Raw genomic sequence first — 16,991 nt, 5'->3', positions numbered from 1 at the left:
GATGATCACCCTCGACAAAGTGAGCAAGCAGTACAAATCCTCTGCCCGCCCGGCGCTGGATGACGTCTCGCTCAAAATCGACAAGGGTGAGTTCGTCTTCCTGATCGGGCCGTCCGGCTCGGGCAAGTCGACGTTCATGCGCCTGTTGCTCGGCGCCGAGCACCCGTCCAAAGGCGATATCCGGGTCTCCAAGTTCCACGTGAACAAGCTCGCCGACCGGCACATCCCTCAGCTGCGGCAGGTGATCGGCTGCGTCTTCCAGGACTTCCGCCTGCTGCAGCAGAAGACGGTCTTCGAGAACGTCGCCTTCGCGCTGGAGGTGATCGGCAAGCGCGGTGATGTGATCAACCGGGTGGTGCCCGACGTGCTGGAGATGGTCGGCCTGTCGGGCAAGGCCGCCCGGCTGCCGCACGAACTCTCCGGTGGCGAACAGCAGCGCGTCGCGATCGCCAGGGCGTTCGTCAACCGACCCCTGCTGCTGATCGCCGACGAGCCGACCGGCAACCTGGACCCGGAAACCAGCAAGGACATCATGGATCTGCTTGAGCGGATCAATCGCACCGGCACCACCGTTCTGATGGCCACGCACGATCACCACATCGTGGACTCGATGCGTCAGCGCGTCATCGAACTGGAACTGGGCCGGCTCATCCGCGACGAACAGCGCGGTGTCTACGGAATGGATCGCTAGTGCGCTTCGGCTTTTTGGTCAACGAGGTCTGGACCGGACTTCGCCGCAACGTCACCATGACGGTGGCCATGATCCTCACCACGGCCATTTCCATCGGCCTGTTCGGTGGGGGTCTACTTGTGATGCGTGTCGCCGACCAGTCTCGTGACATCTACCTGGACCGCGTCGAGAGCCAGGTCTTCCTCACCAACGACGTCTCGGCCAACGACCCGACATGTGACCAGGATCCGTGCAAGGCGCTGCGGGCCCAGATCGACGCCCGCGACGACGTCCGCTCGGTGCGCTACCTGAACCAGGCCGACGCCTACGAGGACGCGATCAAGAAGATCCCGGCGTTCAAGGATGTGGCCAGCAAGGATGCGTTCCCGGCCTCGTTCATCGTGAAGCTGGAAAACCCGGAACAGCACCTCGATTTCGACACCGCGATGCAAGGTCAGCCCGGTGTACTCAACGTGCTGAACCAGAAGGATCTGATCGACCGGCTGTTCGCGCTGCTCGACGGCATGTCCAGCGCGGCTTTCGCGGTGGCGCTGGTGCAGGCGATCGGTGCGATCCTGTTGATCGCCAACATGGTTCAGGTCGCGGCGTACACCCGCCGCACCGAGATCGGCATCATGCGCCTGGTCGGTGCGACCCGCTGGTACACCCAGCTGCCGTTCCTCGTGGAGGCGATGCTGGCCGCGTTCATCGGTGTGGTGCTGGCACTGCTCGGCCTGCTGACGGTGCGGTCGCTGTTCCTGGAGAAGGCGCTGTCGCAGTTCACCCAGGCTAATTTGATTGCGCCGCTGGACTTCGCCGACATACTTTATATCTCGCCGATCCTGCTGTTCGTGGGTGTGGCGATGGCCGGGCTCACTGCGTACGTGACGCTGCGCCTCTACGTACGAAGATAGAAGATGGCTACCAAGAGCAAGAAACCGGACAAAGCCGAGAAGGCGAACAACTTCGTCATTGCGACCAATCGCAAGGCCCGGCACAACTATTCGATCCTGGAGACTTTCGAGGCCGGCGTCGTGCTGGTCGGCACCGAGGTCAAGAGCCTGCGCGAGGGCCAGGCCTCCCTGGTCGATGCGTTCGCCACCGTCGACGATGGTGAGATCTGGTTGCGCAACCTGCACATCGCCGAATATCACCACGGCAGTTGGACCAACCACGCACCGCGGCGCAACCGCAAGCTGCTGCTGCACCGCCGTCAGATCGACACGCTGGTCGGCAAGATCCGCGACGGCAACCTGACCCTGGTTCCTTTGTCGCTGTATTTCGTCGACGGCAAGGTGAAGGTCGAACTGGCACTGGCCCGCGGTAAAGAGGCGCGCGACAAGCGCCAGGACCTGGCAAAGCGCGATGCCCAGCGTGAGGTGGTCCGCGAGCTCGGTCGCCGTGCCAAGGGAATGCGCTGACGCCCACCTCCTCCCGCCATTTGAGGCGCGGTGTTCTCGGCGTGGCCGTATTTACCCGGTTCGCGGGCAATACAGGGATATAGTTCGCCCACGCGTTAAGACGCACGGGAGGACGGGTGACGGTGCGACGCTCGCGTCTGTGTGCCCTCGTCCTTGGTGGCGTCGTCATCCTCGCGGCCCTCAATGCCTGCGCGCCGTTCGGTGCCGCGGTTGCCGATCGGATCGAGTTGATCCTGCAGGTGAGTGTCGGTGTCGGTGCCATGATCGTCGGAATCGTCACGGCGGCCCGGGAACGCGGTCTCGAACGCTGGTGGCGGGTGTCGTTCGTCTGCGCACTGTTCACCTGGGTGCTCGGCCAGACGCTGTGGCAGGTGCACGTCGCCGACTGGGCGCCGATGCTGGCCCGCGCGATCTACCTGGCGTTACCCGTGCTGGTCTTCACCTCGGTGATCCTGCTGGCGCGATCCAGCGGCGGTATTCGGGCGCCTGCGGCCAGCCCGCTGCGGCAATCGCTGGTCACCAACGTGCTCGACGGGGTGATCGCAGCGGTCGCCTTCCTCATCCTGGCAGCGATGAGCGACCTGGGCACCCGATTCGAGGCCGCCAGCCCGGCCATGCGGGTGCTCGACGTCGTGTTCATCGGTGCCGAGATCGGCGTCATCGGCGTCATCGTCCTGATCGCGATGATCTACGACGCGGACCGGCCGAACCGGACCAACTACATGCTGCTGGCCGGTGGATTGCTGCTGATGGGCGTGTCCAACCGCATGCTTGCCTATGTGCGGTCGGTGGATCGCGTCGACGCCGAACTCTGGGTCGGCATCGGACTGATCATCGGCCCGGTGCTCACGGCGTTCGCATTCCTGCCGACCACCCCGGCGCGCGATGTCGACGTGTTGCGCCGCCAGGACTGGCCGCATCTGCTGCTGCCCTATATGGGCTTTCTGGGTGTGGCGGTGCTGTTCGCCTACCACCTCTACATCGATCGTGAGGTGTCCGCGCTCGCGGCGTTGCTGACCATCGTCATGGTCGTGCTGGTGGCCAGCCGCCAGGTGGTCGCGACGCGCGCCGAGCGTTCACTGACCCAGTGGCTGTTCTGGGCGCAGCGCGGGCTGGCCCACCAGGTGCACCACGATCCGCTCACCGGCCTGCCGAACCGGACCCTGTTCGCCAAGCGTCTCGACGAGGCGATGGCTCGCGGCAAATTCGTGTTGATCTTCCTCGACCTCGACGATTTCAAGGAGGTCAACGACCGATTCGGCCACGCCGCCGGCGACGAGTTGCTGCGCGCGGTGGGGGAGCGGCTATCGCGCGGGATCGGAGACCGCGACACCCTGGCCAGGGTGGGCGGCGATGAATTCGCGGTGCTCATCGTGAGCAATGGCGATGCCGACGACCAGTTGGAAGGTGCCGCCGACCGCCTGCGCATCGCCCTGCGTGATCCGTTCCCCGTGCACGGATCGTCGGTGCGGGTGAGGGCCAGCATGGGACTGGTGCGCCCCGATACCGAGGCACTGTCCCAGACCTCGGACAACCTGCTGCGCCAGGCCGATGTCGCCATGTATGCCGGCAAGCGGATGGGGAAGAACACCGCCGTGGTCTACAACCCGCTCGCCGGGGCGGTGGTGGACTTTCCGACCATGCTGCGGGAGGCGCTCGGCGCGCCGCCGCCGGGGTTCCGGTTGGTCTACCAGCCGGTGGCGGCACTGCCAGGCGGGGAGCTGGTGGCGGTGGAGGCGCTGGCCCGCTGGACGGCGGGCAATGGTGTCGAGATCTCGCCGGAGACATTCGTCGCCGACGCCGAAGCTGCGGGTATGGGCGCCGAACTCGATGCGTTGGTGCTCGACATGGCGTGCGGCGAGGCGCGCGCGGCCGGGCTCGACCTGGACATCCACGTCAACATCGGCGGCGCCAGACTGGGCACGCCCGGCTTCGACCAGGTGGTCCGCGAGGTGCTGCAGCGCCACGAGATTCCGCGCGGCCGGCTGATCCTGGAGATCACCGAGACCGAACCGATCGTCGACCTGGACAAGGCCGCCACGCAGATCACCCGGTTCGGGGAGTTCGGCGTGAAGGTTGCCCTCGACGATTTCGGCTCGGGTTTCAACTCGCTGCTCTACCTGCACTGCCTGCCGGTCGACATCGTGAAGTTGGATCGGACGTTGGCCTCGGATATGGACGCGGGCCGAGACCTGACGCTGTACCGCTCGGTGATCAATCTGTGCGGTGAGCTCGGGTTCGAGGTGATCGCCGAGGGTATCGAGACCGCCGATCAGGCCGATATGGTCTGCCGCGCAGGCGGCCGGTTCGGTCAGGGCTACCTGTTCGGGCGTCCGGTACCGATGTCCGAACTGGCCGAGATGCAGCGCCGGGCCGTGCGGACTATTTAATGGCTGGCCTCGGTTGTACAAACCGTTAGTATGGAAAGTCCTGCCGAACCTCGGCGGGGGTGCGAGGGGCTGAACGGTTTCGACTTCGCGCATCGAATCAAGGGAAGCGTGCCGGTGCAGGCAAGAGACCACCGTAAGCGTCGTTGCAACCAATTAAGCGCCGATTCCAATCAGCGCGACTACGCCCTCGCTGCCTAAGCGACGGTGTGTCTGTCAGACCGGGAGCGCCCTCGGCCCGGACCCTGGCATCAGCTAGAGGGACCCACCCACGGGTTCGGTCGCGGGACCCGTGGGGACATCAAACAGCGACTGGGATCGTCATCTCGGCTTGTTCGCGTGACCGGGAGATCCGAGTAGAGACTTAGCGAACTGCGCACGGAGAAGTCTTGAGGGAATGCCGTAGGACCCGGGTTCAATTCCCGGCAGCTCCACAAGAAAGGCCCGGACCGCGAGGTCCGGGCCTTTTTCGTGGGCGCTTGCCGCGCTATCCGCGCTCGCCGCGCTCGAAAGTGAAGTTGATGGCGAGAAATCGCCGAAAACTCGCCATCTTGTTCACTTTCGTGAGGGGTTACGCCTCCTCGGCCGCCCAGCGCCGGCCCACCAGCACCCCGAATGCAGTGAACCCGGCCGTCAGCGTGCTCGCCGCACCGACCCACTGCGCCTGCTTTCCCTCGCGGCCGGCCAACAGATTCGACGTGGTGTCGAAGGCGTCGAACGCCACACCCATCCACAGTCCCGTGCGCTGGGCCGGCCCGGCGACCGTGGCGAGGCCGACGACGATATCGCGGGCCCCGAACAACTGCGCGACGTAGCGGGCATCGGTATTGCCGCCGCCACCGGGGAGCTGCCCGTACTTGGCGAACGCATCCGGCCAGACATACGCCGACAGTCCGCCGAACGTACGGGCCAGACCGATGACGCGGACCACAGTGCTTGTACGCATTGACATTCCTCATCTCGGGCGTTCTCGGCGAACTCGGGTCGGACATCGCCATACGCACAACGCAGTGCTCGGTTCGACGACGCACAGTTTGCCAGTGCGCGGGCCTCCACAATTAGGATCGGCGACATGGGGCGAGGGGACAGTTGATGGTCGGCGACAGCGCGCACTCCGGGGATCAGGCCGGTTCGGGTATCGAGCCGCCGGTCGAACCGCGCATCCGCCGGGCCCTCGGCCTGCTGGAACGGTTCGCGCCGGCGATCGGTGCCAAGTGGGCCACCGAGCTGTGGTGCACCCCGCCGCAGGTCGACGCGAGCCTGCGGATGCCACCCGGGGTGCCGCCCAGTGAGCCGATCGAGGCCTTCTGGGACGGGCACCGCATCGCGGGTGAGGCCTGGGGCGAGGGCCCCGCGGTGTACCTGGTGCACGGGTGGGGTGGCTGCCGCGCCCACCTCGGCGTCTTCGTCAAGCCATTGATCAATGCCGGGTACCGCGTCATCGCCTTCGACCTGCCCGCGCACAACGACTCCGAGACCGGTTCGCTGTCCGAGGGACGCACGCATCTCGTGGAGTGCACCGAGGCGTTCCGCGCGGTGGTCCGCACACACGGGCCGGCCCGTGCGGTGATCGCGCACTCGCTGGGCGCCAAGGCCGCCGCGTTGGCGTTGGCCCGCGGCACCGAGATCGAGCGCATGGTGTTCCTGGCGCCGATGGGTGACTTCGGGTTCTATCTGGACCTGTTCGCCGAGCGGCACGGATTCGGGCCGCGCATCCGCGATGGTCTGCACCGCCGCTTAAGCAAGCGCATCGAAATGCCGTTGTTCGACACCGATCTCGGGGTCATCGGGTCGAACCTGAAGACCCCGACACCGCTGCTGGTGATCCACGACCCCGATGACCCGGACGCGCCGTACCACTACAGCATGGCGCTCATGGACGACTGGCCGGACTCGCAGCTGGTCACCACCCGCGGTCTCGGCCGGCTGGCGCACTACCGGATTCTGCGGCACCGCGCGGCGATCAACGCCGGCGTCGACTTCATCGGCGCTGCGCAGCAATCAGCGGTCTGACCGGGCGGGGTACCGCGAACAGGCGCATCAGCCGACGCCGTATCGGAGCGCCCGCCACCGAACCACAGACGAAGCCGACCAGGAACACCCGACGGGTGCGCGTCTGGCTACGCCTGCCGACGGTGTAACCGCCCGTCGCGGCCGCGACGGCGACCACCACGATCAGCGCCAGTGTCCACACCCGCCCAGTCCAACAGCGGCGGGCACCGCCGGGCAATGCTTGTGATCAAACCGAGCCCTGCTCGCGGCGCGCCTTGGCCCGCCGTTTGCCCTCGTGCATCGCGGCGACCCGGGCCACCGGGATGGTGTGGCCCTGCGCGATCAGATCGGCCGGCAGTCGCTGCGGCGCGGGCATCTCGGCCGCCCAGGGATCACCGTCGCCGAGGCGTTCGAGTGCGGTGTGCACGGTGAAATCCGACGGGTGCACCTCGGGCAGCTCCGACCAGGACACCGGAAACGACACCGGGATGCGCGGACGCAGCCGCGGACTGTAGGCCGCGGCCACCGTCGCCCCACCCGATCGGGTGGCGTCGACGAACACCTTGCCCACCCGGTCCTCGACGATGAAAGCCGTTGTGGCAATGGACGGATCGAGTGCCTCGGTGTGCGCCGCCAAAGCCCGCGTGGCGGCGGCAACATCGTCTCCGGCTGCTTCCTCGGTGAGCGGCACGAAGATGTGTACCCCGCGCGACCCGCTGGTTTTCACGGCGCCGGCTAAGCCCGTATCGGCGAGTGCCTGACGGACAAGCAGCGCCACCGCCACCACTGCGGCGAAGTCCGCACCGTCGGGTGGATCGAGGTCGAGGATCAGATGGGTGGGGTGGTAGATATCGGCGGCCAACCCCAGCGCCGGGTGGTACTCGATCGCGCGCTGATTCGCCAGCCACAGCAGCGTGCGCCGGTCATCGCACAGCGCGTAGTGGATCTCACGGTGGGACGCCGCGGCCCACACCGGCACCGTCTTCACCCAGTCCGGGGTGTACTTGGGGACGTTCTTCTGCATGAACGGTGCCCGGCCGCGTAACACCCGCAGCACCGTCAGCGGCCGACCCGCGAGCACGGGCAGAATCCGGTCGGCGACCGCGTCCAGGTAGTCCACCAGGTCACGTTTGGTGGCTCCGGCGTCGGGCCCGAGCGGCTGATCCAGGTTGGTCAGCTCGACGCCGGCCCGCTGCTCGTCCGCGGTCATCTCTCCACTCCACCATAGGATCGGGTCATGACCGTCGTTCTTGCCGTGCGGTGCGCCAACGGGATTGTGTTGGGCTCGGATTCCCAGATCACCGATCCGGGGCGGGGACTGACCTACCCGGCGCAGAAGCTGCACCCGCTCGGGGACAGCGCGGCGTGGGGTGGCAGTGGGTCGCGTGCGGTGCTCTACGACGTCGAACAGGTTTTCCACGACGAGGCCGACGCGATCGTCGAGGCCAAGGAGATCGGGCACGCGATCCAGGCCCGGGTCAAGCCGATCCTGACCCACCACTACGACAACTTCATCACCGATGTGCCCGGCGAGGACAGCGCGGGCACGCCGGCCAGTTATCTGCTGGCCGCCGGCTACGTGGGTGACCGGCCGTTCATCGTCGACCTCGACCCGCACGCGTTGATCGGCCACCACGAGGAGACCGGATTCCAGGCGATCGGCAGCGGCGCGGCGATGGCGCAGCAGGCGCACGCCCTGCTGTCGCATTTCCGGATGCCCGAACGCGATATCGAGTACGGCATGGTGGCCGCCCTGCGGGTGCTCGACGCGCTGGATGCGTCCTCGCCGAGTATCGGCGGACCGATGGATCTGTGCCGGATCACACCCGAGGACGGCGCGCACCATCTCTCGCCGGAGGAGGTCGACGCCGTCCGCGAGGACGTCCGACGCTGGGTGGGATTGGAGCATCGCGCACTCGACGAGCTCTTCGAATGAAGCTGTGAGTTTGCTGTCAGTTCGCTCTACGAGTTGTCATGGTTAAACGGACTACGTAAGTTACGCGCAGTAGCGATTCTGTAACAGTGACGGGGCCATCGGATGAATGCCAGCAATGGCCAGCGATCGAGAATTGCCCAGCTGATCCGCACGCTCGCCGTGCCGATCGTGCTGGCCTGGCTCGCCATAGTGGTGGCCACCAATGTGTTGGTTCCGTCCCTGGAAGAGGTCGGCGAGGCCAACACCGTCGGCCTGAGCGCCCAGGATGCGCCGTCGATGATCGCGATGAAGCGCATCGGCGCCAACTTCGAGGAGTTCGACTCCGATTCCAACGCCATGGTGGTGCTGGAGGGTGACGAGCCCCTCGGTGACGAGGCGCACCGCTACTACGACGGCCTGATCGACAGGTTCGAGTCCGACCCGGCCCACATCCAGCACGTGGCCGACTTCTGGGGTGACACCCTGACCGCGGCGGGTGCGCAGAGCGCCGACGGCAAGTCCGCCTATGTTCAGCTCTACCTGCACGGCAACCAGGGCCAGACGCTGGCCAACGAGTCGGTGGCCGCGGTCCGCGATATCGTCGCGCAGAATCCGCCGCCGCCGGGTTTGCACGTATTCGTCACCGGTGGCGCACCGCTGATCTCGGATCAGCACCATGCCGGGGACAAGAGCATCTTCCTGGTCACGATGATCACCCTCGGGGTCATCCTGGCGATGCTGCTGATCGTGTACCGGTCCATCGGCACCACCATCCTCATCCTGCTGATGGTGTTCGTCGAGCTCGGCGCCGCCCGCGGCATCGTCGCCTTCCTGGCGAACTCCGGGCTCATCGGGCTGTCGACCTTCGCGGTGAACCTGTTGACGCTGATGGTCATCGCCGCAGGCACCGACTACGCGATCTTCGCCGTCGGGCGCTATCAGGAGGCGCGCGGCGCGGGTGAGGATCGAGAGTCGGCGTACTACAGCATGTTCGGCGGGACCGCGCATGTGGTGCTGGGCTCCGGGCTGACCATTGCCGGGGCCATGCTGTGCCTGTCGTTCACCCGGTTGCCCTACTTCCAGACCATGGGTGTGCCCTGCGCGATCGGCACCCTGGTGGCGGTTCTCGCCGCGTTGACGCTGGGGCCCGCGGTCATCACCATCGGCAGCCGGTTCGGGCGCTTCGAACCCAAGCGGGCCATCCGGTCGCGGGGCTGGCGACGCATCGGGGTGACGGTGGTGCGCTGGCCGGGACCGGTGTTGGTGGCGACGCTGGCGCTGGCGCTGATCGGCCTGGTCACCCTGCCCGGTTACAAGACCAATTACGATGCCCGTCGCTACCTGCCCGCCGATCTGACGGCCAACGTCGGATATGCCGCCGCTGAGCGGCATTTCAGCGCCGCCCGGATGAACCCCGAACTGCTGATGGTGGAAAGCGACCGGGACCTTCGCAACCCGGCGGACTTCCTGGTCATCAACAAGATCGCCAAGTCGATCCTGGCCGTGCCCGGTGTCGCGCGGGTCCAGACCATCACCCGGCCCAACGGAAAACCGATCGAGCACACCACGATCCCGTTCATGCTCAGCCAGCAGGGCGCCACCCAGACCATGAACGAGAAGTACCGCGAGGACCAGTTCGCGGACATGCTGCGCCAGGCCGACGATATGCAGACCAGTATCGAGACGATGGAGCAGATGGCGGCCGTCACCCAACAGATGGCCGATGTCACCCATTCGATGGTCGAGAAGACCGAGAACCTGACCGCCGATACGGCCGATCTGCGCGACTACATCGCCAATTTCGACGATTTCATGCGTCCGTTGCGCAATTACTTCTACTGGGAGCCGCACTGTTACGACATCCCGGCCTGCTATGCGCTGCGCTCGGTGTTCGACACGCTCGACGGAATCGACGTGCTGACAACCGATATCGAGACCGTGCTCCCGGACCTCCAGCATCTGGACACCCTGATGCCGCAGTTGGTCGAGATCATGCCGCAGAACATCGAGGTGCTGAAGAGCACTCGCGAATCGATGCTGCTGATGTATCAGACCCAGAAGGGTATGCAGGACCAGGGTTCGGCCATGCAGGAGAACTCGAGCGCCATGGGGGAGGCGTTCGACGATGCCCGCAACGACGACACGTTCTACCTTCCGCCGGAGGCCTTCGACAACGAGGACTTCAAGCGCGGGATGGACAACTTCATCTCACCGGACGGAAAGTCGGTGCGGTTCATCATCAGTCACGATGGCGACCCGGCCACCCCGGAGGGCATCGCGCACGTCGACCCGATCAAACAGGCCGCGCGTGAGGCCATCAAGGGCACGCCGCTGGAGGGTTCGAAGGTGTTCCTTGCCGGGACCGCGGCCACCTACAAGGACATGCACGACGGTGCCCAGTGGGATCTGGTGATCGCCGGAATCGCGGCGTCTGCACTGATTTTCGTGATCATGCTGCTGATCACCCGCAGCCTGGTGGCGGCGGCCGTCATCGTCGGCACGGTGCTGTTGTCCCTCGGGGCATCCTTCGGGATGTCGGTGCTGCTGTGGCAGCACCTGCTCGGGCTCGAACTGCACTGGATGGTTCTGCCGATGTCGGTGATCCTGCTGCTGGCCGTCGGCTCGGATTACAACCTGCTGTTGGTGAGCCGGTTCAAGGAGGAACTGCACGGTGGTCTGAAGACCGGCATCATCCGCGCGATGGCGGGTACCGGTTCGGTGGTCACCTCGGCGGGGCTGGTGTTCGCGTTCACCATGGCCTCGTTCGCATTCAGCGACCTGACGGTGATGGCCCAGGTCGGCACGACGATCGCGTTGGGATTGCTGTTCGACACCCTGGTGGTGCGCTCGTTCATGACGCCCGCGGTGGCCGCGCTGCTGGGCCGCTGGTTCTGGTGGCCCAAGATCATCCGGTCGGAGGCCTCCCGTCGCCGGCTGGCCGACAGCGGCATCAGCGTCTGACGATTCCCGCTCAGCAGGGCCGAGCCCGTACGCTACCTCGGTGAACGCGATCGACCCCGACAAGCTGGCCACCTGCCTGCAGGTGCTCGCCGACGTCGAGGGATTACCCCCTGAGCACCCCGACGCCGTGGCCGTGCGCCGCGCCACCGCCGGGATCTTCAAATCGGTGCGCAAGGCCCGCCGGGCCGCCAAGCGCGATGAGGTGGCCGCCGCCGATCGCGCCGTCATCGCCGCCACGGCCACCGGCGCGCCCGGGCGCATCGACGACGAGACCGCCGGCCTGCCGCTGGTCTCCGGCGCGAAGGGGGCCACCGCCGGCACGCTGCTGAAATCGCGCGCCTGCTACGTCTGCAAGAAGCATCACACCGTCGTCGACGCCTTCTACCACCAGCTCTGCCCCGACTGCGCGGCGTTCAACCACGCCAAGCGCGATGCCCGCACCGATCTGACGGGGCGGCGGGCACTGCTCACCGGCGGGCGCGCCAAGATCGGCATGTACATCGCGCTGCGGCTGCTCCGCGACGGGGCGCACACCACCATCACCACCCGCTTCCCCAACGATGCGGTCCGCCGTTTCGCGGCAATGGAGGACAGCGCGGACTGGCTGCACCGGCTGCGGGTCATCGGTATCGACCTGCGTGATCCGGCCCAGGTCGTCGCACTGGCCGATACCGTCGCCGCCGCCGGGCCGCTGGACATCCTTATCAACAATGCCGCCCAGACCGTGCGCCGGTCGCCGGGTTCGTACTCGGCGCTGGTCGAGGCCGAGCGCACCCCGCCGCCGGAACTGGTCTCGAAGCTGGTCGACGTCATCTCCTTCGACCGGGTCAGCGACGCGCACCCGGCCGCCCTGACCGGCAGCCTGGGCGAGCACCAGACCCCCCATGCCCTCACCCAGCTGGCGCTGGCCGCCCGCAGCGCCTCCCCGGAGCGCATCGCGGCGGGCACCGCCATCGACGCCGGCGGACTGCTGCCGGATACCGCGTCGGTGAACAGCTGGACCCAGCATGTCGACGAGATCGACGCGATGGAATTGCTCGAGGTGCAGCTGTGTAACCAGACCGCACCGTTCATCCTGGTCAGCCGGTTGCGTCCGGCGATGGCAGCGGCCGCGGCGCGGCGCAAGTACGTCGTCAACGTCTCGGCGATGGAGGGTCAGTTCGGCCGCAAGTACAAGGGACCGGGCCACCCGCACACCAATATGGCCAAGGCCGCGCTGAACATGCTCACCCGCACCAGCGCCGCCGAGATGCTGGAGACCGACGGCATCCTGATGACCGCGGTCGATACCGGCTGGATCACCGACGAGCGCCCGCATCCGACCAAGCTCCGGCTGGCCGAGGAGGGCTTCCACGCCCCGCTCGACCTGGTCGACGGTGCAGCCCGGGTCTATGATCCGATCGTGCGGGGCGAGGCCGGCGAGGACCTCTACGGCTGCTTCCTCAAGGATTACGCCAAGGCCGACTGGTGACTCAAATCTGCAGCTTCCCGCCGTGCACCGCCAGTTCGGCGCCGGTCATATAGCTGCTCTGCTCCGAGGCCAAAAACAGCACCGCCGAAGCGATTTCGTCGACATGGCCGAGGCGGTGCAGCACCACACCGGCAGCCAGACCGTCCAGCAGCGCCTTCTCCTGCTCGGCGTCGCCGGCCAATCCGGTCAGTCCGGGCGTCTCGATGGGGCCGGGGACGATGGTGTTGACCCGGATGTTGCGGTCGGCCAGTTCGGCGGCCCAGGTGCGGCCCAGTGAGCGGATGGCCGCCTTGGACGCCGCGTAGAGGCCGAAGCTCGGGGTGGCCTCGGTGGCGGCGGTCGATCCGGTCAGGATGACCGATGCGCCGTCGTTGAGCAAGGCGAGCATCTTCTGGACGGTGAACACGGTGCCGGCGACGTTGCGATCGAAGTTGTCGCGGTAGTGCTGTTCGGTCACCTCGGCCAGTGTCGCAAAGTCACCACCACCGGCGTTGGCGTAGAGAACGTCCAATCCGCGTCCGGCCGCGGTGATGGCGTCGGCGACAACGTCCAGGTCAGCGATCTTGCTGATATCACCCTGCACCGCGTGGGCGCGCGGGCCGATGGCGGCGACGGCCTCGTCGAGGCGGGAGCGGTCGCGTCCGGTGATGAAGACCTCGGCGCCCTCGGCGGCGAATCGCTTGGCACCGGCCAGGCCGATGCCGGAGGTCCCGCCGGTCACCAGTGCTGTCTTGCCGTCGAGCTGTCCCATGATCGTTCCTTTCGTCGAAGTGCTACGACGACTGGAACGTTACGTGATGTGTCACCTATTCCGTGGGTGGTCCTGTCAGCACCGTCCATAGGTCGGTGATGCGCCCGTCGGTGATCAGGGCGACGTCGAATCCGGTCATCACCGCGACATCGTCCTCGTCGCGGCGCACCTCCCAGGCCAGGTGGCCGAAGCCGCGGGTCTGGCGGACCGGTCCGGCCGCGGCGAAGTGCATACCGGTCAGGCCCGCTTGCAGTTGAGCGGCTTTGTCATTGAGGGCGTCATGCCCGGTGACGACGCCCTCGTCGTCGGTCCAGCGGACCTCGTCGGCGTAGGTGGCGGCGATGGCGTCGGCGCGGGCCCGTGGGTCGCGTTCGTTGAAGACGGCGAGCAGGTTTGCCTGCATCAGGTCGCTGACGGTATCGCTCATCGGGGCCTCCTCATTGGGTGATAAATCACCATTCTAGTGCGGTGTGGGCGGCAGCGAGCTGTTCAGATTGAGATTGACGTGGATGTGTTCCAGGGCGGTGGTGAACGGCGCCAGCAGGGGAGCGGGCAGCGCGTCGAAGAACAGCCGGCGCACCAGATCGACATGCGCGGGTGCGGCCTGCTCGATGGCCGCCCGGCCCTGGGCGGTCAGCACCACGTTCGTGGTGCGGGCATCCTCGGTGCCGGTTTCACGGCGGGTCAATCCGCGTTGTTCCATCCGGCGCAACTGATGGGACACCCGGCTGCGCTCCCAGCCGATATGGGCGGCCAGATCGCCTACCCGCATACCGTCCTCGCCGGCACCGCTCAGTGCCACCAGCACGTGGTAGTCCGACAGCGACAGCCCGGAATCGGCCTGCAGCTGCCGATTCATCTCGTAGTCCATCCGCAGCTGGACGCGCATGAAGGCGACCCAGGCGCGCTGCTGTTCCGGGCTCAGCCATGCCGAACGGCCGTTTCGTGATGTGTCCCGTTTCGCTGCCACGTCGCCGAGTATGCCGCTACAGGCACGGTCCGGCGGTGTCCCGTACGCGCAGCGTTTGCTCGCCGATGTTTCAGTTACAAGATCAACGGGCAGCATGGTGTGATGTCTGAAACCCGCGCCAACCTGAGCGCGGCCGATGCGTTTGCCCCGGATGAGATCGCGTTGCGTCCGCGAAATGTCCAGTTCGATTGGTCGACGCCTCCGCTGCACTGGATACCCGGTGACCCCTACGCCTCGCACTCGGCCACCGCACTCAACCTGTTGTTGCCGGTCGCCGAGCGCTGGTTCAGCAAATTGCTGGCCGATGCGCTCGAGTATGTCCGCGATGATCACCTGCGGGAGGAGATCATCGGCTTCATCGGGCAGGAGGCCGTGCACGCCAAAACCCACGATGAGGTGCTCGTCGAATACCTGCGCCGGCACGGGATCGATCCCGAACCTTTCCTGGTGCAGCTGGAGTGGGTGGTCTCGCAGTACGACCAACGGTTGGCGCGCGCCAGTGCCGCCGATAGGCGCAAGGCGATTGCGTCGGGCACGCATGCGCTGAGTGCGGCCGAACACTTCACCGGTGTGCTCGGGTCCTGGGCACTGAACAACAACTGGGACGAGCTCGACGTCGATCCGATCCTGTCGGATCTCTACCGCTGGCACGGCGCCGAAGAGGTCGAACACCGCCACGTGTCCTACAACGTGGCCAAGTACTTCGGCATGGACTACATCGCGCAGGCCGCGGCCGGGTTGATGGTCAGCGCGGCACTGCCGATCGTATTGCTGCGCGGTCTGAAGTTCATCGTGCGCGCCGACCCGTCGCTGCCGAATCTCGGCTATGCGCGCATCATCTGGAAATTGCGTAAGTCGGCCATGGCGGGTGCCGTCCCGGGGCTGGGCTTCTGGGTGCGTTCGGGTCTGACCTTGCTCAAGCGCGACTACAACCCGGCCGACGAGGGCAGCACGGCGCAGGCCGTGGCCTATCTGGCCAGTTCCCCAGCAGCGCGCGCCTTTTCATGAGCCGAGTGTCGCGGCTGCTGCGACCGTACAGTGGCGAGCCGCCGCCCGGGTTGTATCGGTCCACCTCCGACCGATTGATCCGCATTGCCGGTGCCGCGGTGCCGCACTTCCTCTCGGTGGTCATGCGGCTCACTGCCGATGAGGATCTGCCCGAGTTGCCGGCGGCGGTGAACCGCCGAACCATGCGGGTGCTCGCGCGCGATATCGTCGCCCGCGATCCCGAGGTGGTGGCGCTGACACTGGCTTCCGTCGACGGTGAGCCGCTGCGCGGGTGGCATGCCGGGGCCCATATCGACGTGTACCTGCCGTCGGGACGGACCAGGCAGTACTCGCTGTGCGGCGATCCTGACCGGGTGGACGAATACCGGATCGCGGTGCGGCACAACGCCGACGGTCTCGGGGGATCGGCGGAGATACATCGGCTGGCGGTGGGTCAGGAGCTGGAGGTCAGCGTCCCGCGCAACGCCTTCCTGATGCCGCTGCCCGGCTCCGGATCGCGTTCCGCGCGGTTGCGTTTCATTGCCGGGGGCATCGGCATCACCCCGATCCTGCCGATGGTCCGGTTGGCGGAGCAGCAGGGGGTGCCGTGGACGCTGCGCTATACCGGGCGATCTCTGGATAGTCTGCCGTTCCTCGATGAGCTGGCCGCTTTCGGCGACAAGGTGACGGTGCGTACCGATGACGTTGGATTGCCCACGGCTGCAGACCTTCTCGACGGCGTGGACGTGTCGACCGCGGTCTACGCCTGCGGCCCGCCGCCGATGATGGAGATGGTCGGGCTGGCGTTGCCGATCGGCACCGAACTGCATGTCGAACGCTTCTCCCCGTTGCCCGTGGTGGACGGGGCGCCGTTCGAGTTGGCACTGCGCAGCGGCGAAGTTGTTGCGGTGTCGGCGAATCAGAGCACGCTGGCCGCGCTGCGGCAGACGCGCCCCGATGTCAGTTACTCATGCCAGCAGGGCTTCTGCGGGACCTGTGTGCAGCGGGTGACTTCCGGCGAGGTCGAGCACCGCGATGTGATTCTCACCGACGATCAGCGGGCGGCCGGCGATATGTTGGTCTGTGTATCGCGGGCACGGTTCCCCGGTGAGCGGCTGACGCTGGACCTGTAGTTACTGCGTCAGTTCTGTGCCCGCGGTCAACAACACCAGCAGCAGGTCGCGAGCGTCGGTGTTGTCCGGCTCGTCGAACAGCCGGTCGCAGGCCTTCTGCACCATCCGCTGCCAATTGTCCTGGGTGACAACGCGGTGGTGGTCACCGATGCCGAGAACCGTACGCAGCTGATCGAACGCCTCCGCATTGTGCGGATCGCCGTGCAGGACTTCGCATATCGACTGGATCTGCTCCCGCAGAGCGGAATTCATATCCGACTCTGGATTAGATTTGCCGACACGCCCCCGGTACGAGCAATTGCCTGCTGATGAACCATGTCTTCGGATACGTCC

At 66.4% G+C, this 16,991-nt stretch carries 17 protein-coding genes and 1 other RNA gene; 11 read left to right on the top strand and 7 right to left on the bottom strand.

The features are described from left to right. Window position 1: 1 nt before the first annotated feature. The 5 genes from ftsE (at window position 2) to ssrA (ending at window position 4,915) form a co-directional block, all read left to right on the top strand. Window positions 2-691: a cell division ATP-binding protein FtsE gene (ftsE, locus tag IC40_RS0117120; RefSeq protein WP_019514436.1), complete on the top strand. Its 690-nt coding sequence runs from the start codon at window positions 2-4 to the stop codon at window positions 689-691. Continuing rightward, entirely contained in the window at window positions 691-1,584 is an 894-nt protein-coding gene (gene ftsX / locus IC40_RS0117115) for a permease-like cell division protein FtsX (protein WP_030135924.1), read from the top strand. The genes ftsE and ftsX overlap by 1 nt, the downstream gene beginning before the upstream one ends. 3 nt (window positions 1,585-1,587) lie before the next feature. Next, entirely contained in the window at window positions 1,588-2,091 is a 504-nt protein-coding gene (gene smpB / locus IC40_RS0117110) for an SsrA-binding protein SmpB (RefSeq protein ID WP_030135923.1), read from the top strand. A 122-nt stretch (window positions 2,092-2,213) separates the two neighbouring features. Then, on the top strand, window positions 2,214-4,481 hold the full coding sequence (locus IC40_RS0117105; RefSeq protein ID WP_324604718.1) for a putative bifunctional diguanylate cyclase/phosphodiesterase: 2,268 nt from the start codon (window positions 2,214-2,216) through the stop codon (window positions 4,479-4,481). 65 nt (window positions 4,482-4,546) lie between these two features. Then, window positions 4,547-4,915: a transfer-messenger RNA gene (gene ssrA / locus IC40_RS27325) on the top strand. 134 nt (window positions 4,916-5,049) lie between these two features. Here ssrA and IC40_RS0117100 read toward each other — a convergent pair. Then, window positions 5,050-5,424, bottom strand: coding sequence for a hypothetical protein (locus tag IC40_RS0117100; RefSeq protein ID WP_138158124.1), 375 nt, complete (start codon window positions 5,422-5,424; stop codon window positions 5,050-5,052). Window positions 5,425-5,570: 146 nt separating this feature from the next. Here IC40_RS0117100 and IC40_RS0117095 point away from each other — a divergent pair, with 146 nt between their 5' ends. After that, on the top strand, window positions 5,571-6,491 hold the full coding sequence (locus IC40_RS0117095) for an alpha/beta fold hydrolase (protein WP_030135920.1): 921 nt from the start codon (window positions 5,571-5,573) through the stop codon (window positions 6,489-6,491). Here IC40_RS0117095 and IC40_RS0117090 read toward each other — a convergent pair. Further along, window positions 6,460-6,672, bottom strand: coding sequence for a hypothetical protein (locus tag IC40_RS0117090; RefSeq protein WP_030135919.1), 213 nt, complete (start codon window positions 6,670-6,672; stop codon window positions 6,460-6,462). The genes IC40_RS0117095 and IC40_RS0117090 overlap by 32 nt on opposite strands. 45 nt (window positions 6,673-6,717) lie before the next feature. Beyond that, window positions 6,718-7,680 (bottom strand): DNA polymerase domain-containing protein, encoded by a 963-nt coding sequence (locus IC40_RS0117085; protein ID WP_030135918.1) that lies wholly within the window; start codon window positions 7,678-7,680, stop codon window positions 6,718-6,720. Window positions 7,681-7,707: 27 nt separating this feature from the next. Between IC40_RS0117085 and IC40_RS0117080 the strand changes: the two genes are divergently transcribed. From IC40_RS0117080 to IC40_RS0117070, 3 genes are all read left to right on the top strand, one after another. Further along, window positions 7,708-8,406, top strand: coding sequence for an Ntn hydrolase family protein (locus IC40_RS0117080; protein WP_030135917.1), 699 nt, complete (start codon window positions 7,708-7,710; stop codon window positions 8,404-8,406). 102 nt (window positions 8,407-8,508) lie between these two features. Then, window positions 8,509-11,346, top strand: coding sequence for an MMPL/RND family transporter (locus IC40_RS0117075; protein WP_030135916.1), 2,838 nt, complete (start codon window positions 8,509-8,511; stop codon window positions 11,344-11,346). A 40-nt stretch (window positions 11,347-11,386) separates the two neighbouring features. Continuing rightward, window positions 11,387-12,817, top strand: a complete 1,431-nt coding sequence (locus IC40_RS0117070) for an SDR family NAD(P)-dependent oxidoreductase (protein ID WP_030135915.1) — start codon at window positions 11,387-11,389, stop codon at window positions 12,815-12,817. Between the two features lies 1 nt (window position 12,818). Here IC40_RS0117070 and IC40_RS0117065 read toward each other — a convergent pair whose 3' ends face one another. From IC40_RS0117065 to IC40_RS0117055, 3 genes are read right to left on the bottom strand one after another with little or no spacing between them, the layout of a single operon-like run. Next, a complete protein-coding gene (locus IC40_RS0117065; RefSeq protein WP_030135914.1) occupies window positions 12,819-13,568 on the bottom strand; it encodes an SDR family oxidoreductase in 750 nt (249 codons plus the stop codon). Window positions 13,569-13,623: 55 nt separating this feature from the next. Continuing rightward, on the bottom strand, window positions 13,624-13,995 hold the full coding sequence (locus tag IC40_RS0117060; RefSeq protein ID WP_030135913.1) for a nuclear transport factor 2 family protein: 372 nt from the start codon (window positions 13,993-13,995) through the stop codon (window positions 13,624-13,626). Window positions 13,996-14,028: 33 nt separating this feature from the next. Continuing rightward, window positions 14,029-14,538, bottom strand: a complete 510-nt coding sequence (locus IC40_RS0117055) for a MarR family winged helix-turn-helix transcriptional regulator (protein WP_030135912.1) — start codon at window positions 14,536-14,538, stop codon at window positions 14,029-14,031. A 102-nt stretch (window positions 14,539-14,640) separates the two neighbouring features. Here IC40_RS0117055 and IC40_RS0117050 point away from each other — a divergent pair, with 102 nt between their 5' ends. Then, entirely contained in the window at window positions 14,641-15,546 is a 906-nt protein-coding gene (locus IC40_RS0117050) for a metal-dependent hydrolase (RefSeq protein ID WP_042509636.1), read from the top strand. A 5-nt stretch (window positions 15,547-15,551) separates the two neighbouring features. Beyond that, complete coding sequence (locus IC40_RS0117045) at window positions 15,552-16,658, top strand: PDR/VanB family oxidoreductase (protein WP_030135910.1); 1,107 nt, start codon at window positions 15,552-15,554, stop codon at window positions 16,656-16,658. On the opposite strand, the gene IC40_RS0117040 is transcribed toward IC40_RS0117045, so the two are convergent. Next, window positions 16,659-16,910, bottom strand: coding sequence for a hypothetical protein (locus IC40_RS0117040; RefSeq protein WP_030135909.1), 252 nt, complete (start codon window positions 16,908-16,910; stop codon window positions 16,659-16,661). Window positions 16,911-16,991: the final 81 nt, after the last annotated feature.

The organism is Mycolicibacterium neoaurum ATCC 25795, assembly GCF_000691525.1.
Taxonomy (GTDB): Bacteria; Actinomycetota; Actinomycetes; order Mycobacteriales; family Mycobacteriaceae; genus Mycobacterium; species Mycobacterium neoaurum.
This window is presented reverse-complemented; position numbering and strand designations above follow the sequence as displayed.

Coding starts and splice junctions, on each gene's coding strand:
- ftsE (WP_019514436.1), top strand. CDS start 2: ATGATCACCCTCGACAAAGTGAGCAAGCAGTACAAATCCTCTGCCCGC.
- smpB (WP_030135923.1), top strand. CDS start 1,588: ATGGCTACCAAGAGCAAGAAACCGGACAAAGCCGAGAAGGCGAACAAC.
- IC40_RS0117100 (WP_138158124.1), bottom strand. CDS start 5,424: ATGCGTACAAGCACTGTGGTCCGCGTCATCGGTCTGGCCCGTACGTTC.
- IC40_RS0117095 (WP_030135920.1), top strand. CDS start 5,571: ATGGTCGGCGACAGCGCGCACTCCGGGGATCAGGCCGGTTCGGGTATC.
- IC40_RS0117085 (WP_030135918.1), bottom strand. CDS start 7,680: ATGACCGCGGACGAGCAGCGGGCCGGCGTCGAGCTGACCAACCTGGAT.
- IC40_RS0117080 (WP_030135917.1), top strand. CDS start 7,708: ATGACCGTCGTTCTTGCCGTGCGGTGCGCCAACGGGATTGTGTTGGGC.
- IC40_RS0117075 (WP_030135916.1), top strand. CDS start 8,509: ATGAATGCCAGCAATGGCCAGCGATCGAGAATTGCCCAGCTGATCCGC.
- IC40_RS0117065 (WP_030135914.1), bottom strand. CDS start 13,568: ATGGGACAGCTCGACGGCAAGACAGCACTGGTGACCGGCGGGACCTCC.
- IC40_RS0117060 (WP_030135913.1), bottom strand. CDS start 13,995: ATGAGCGATACCGTCAGCGACCTGATGCAGGCAAACCTGCTCGCCGTC.
- IC40_RS0117050 (WP_042509636.1), top strand. CDS start 14,641: ATGTCTGAAACCCGCGCCAACCTGAGCGCGGCCGATGCGTTTGCCCCG.
- IC40_RS0117040 (WP_030135909.1), bottom strand. CDS start 16,910: ATGAATTCCGCTCTGCGGGAGCAGATCCAGTCGATATGCGAAGTCCTG.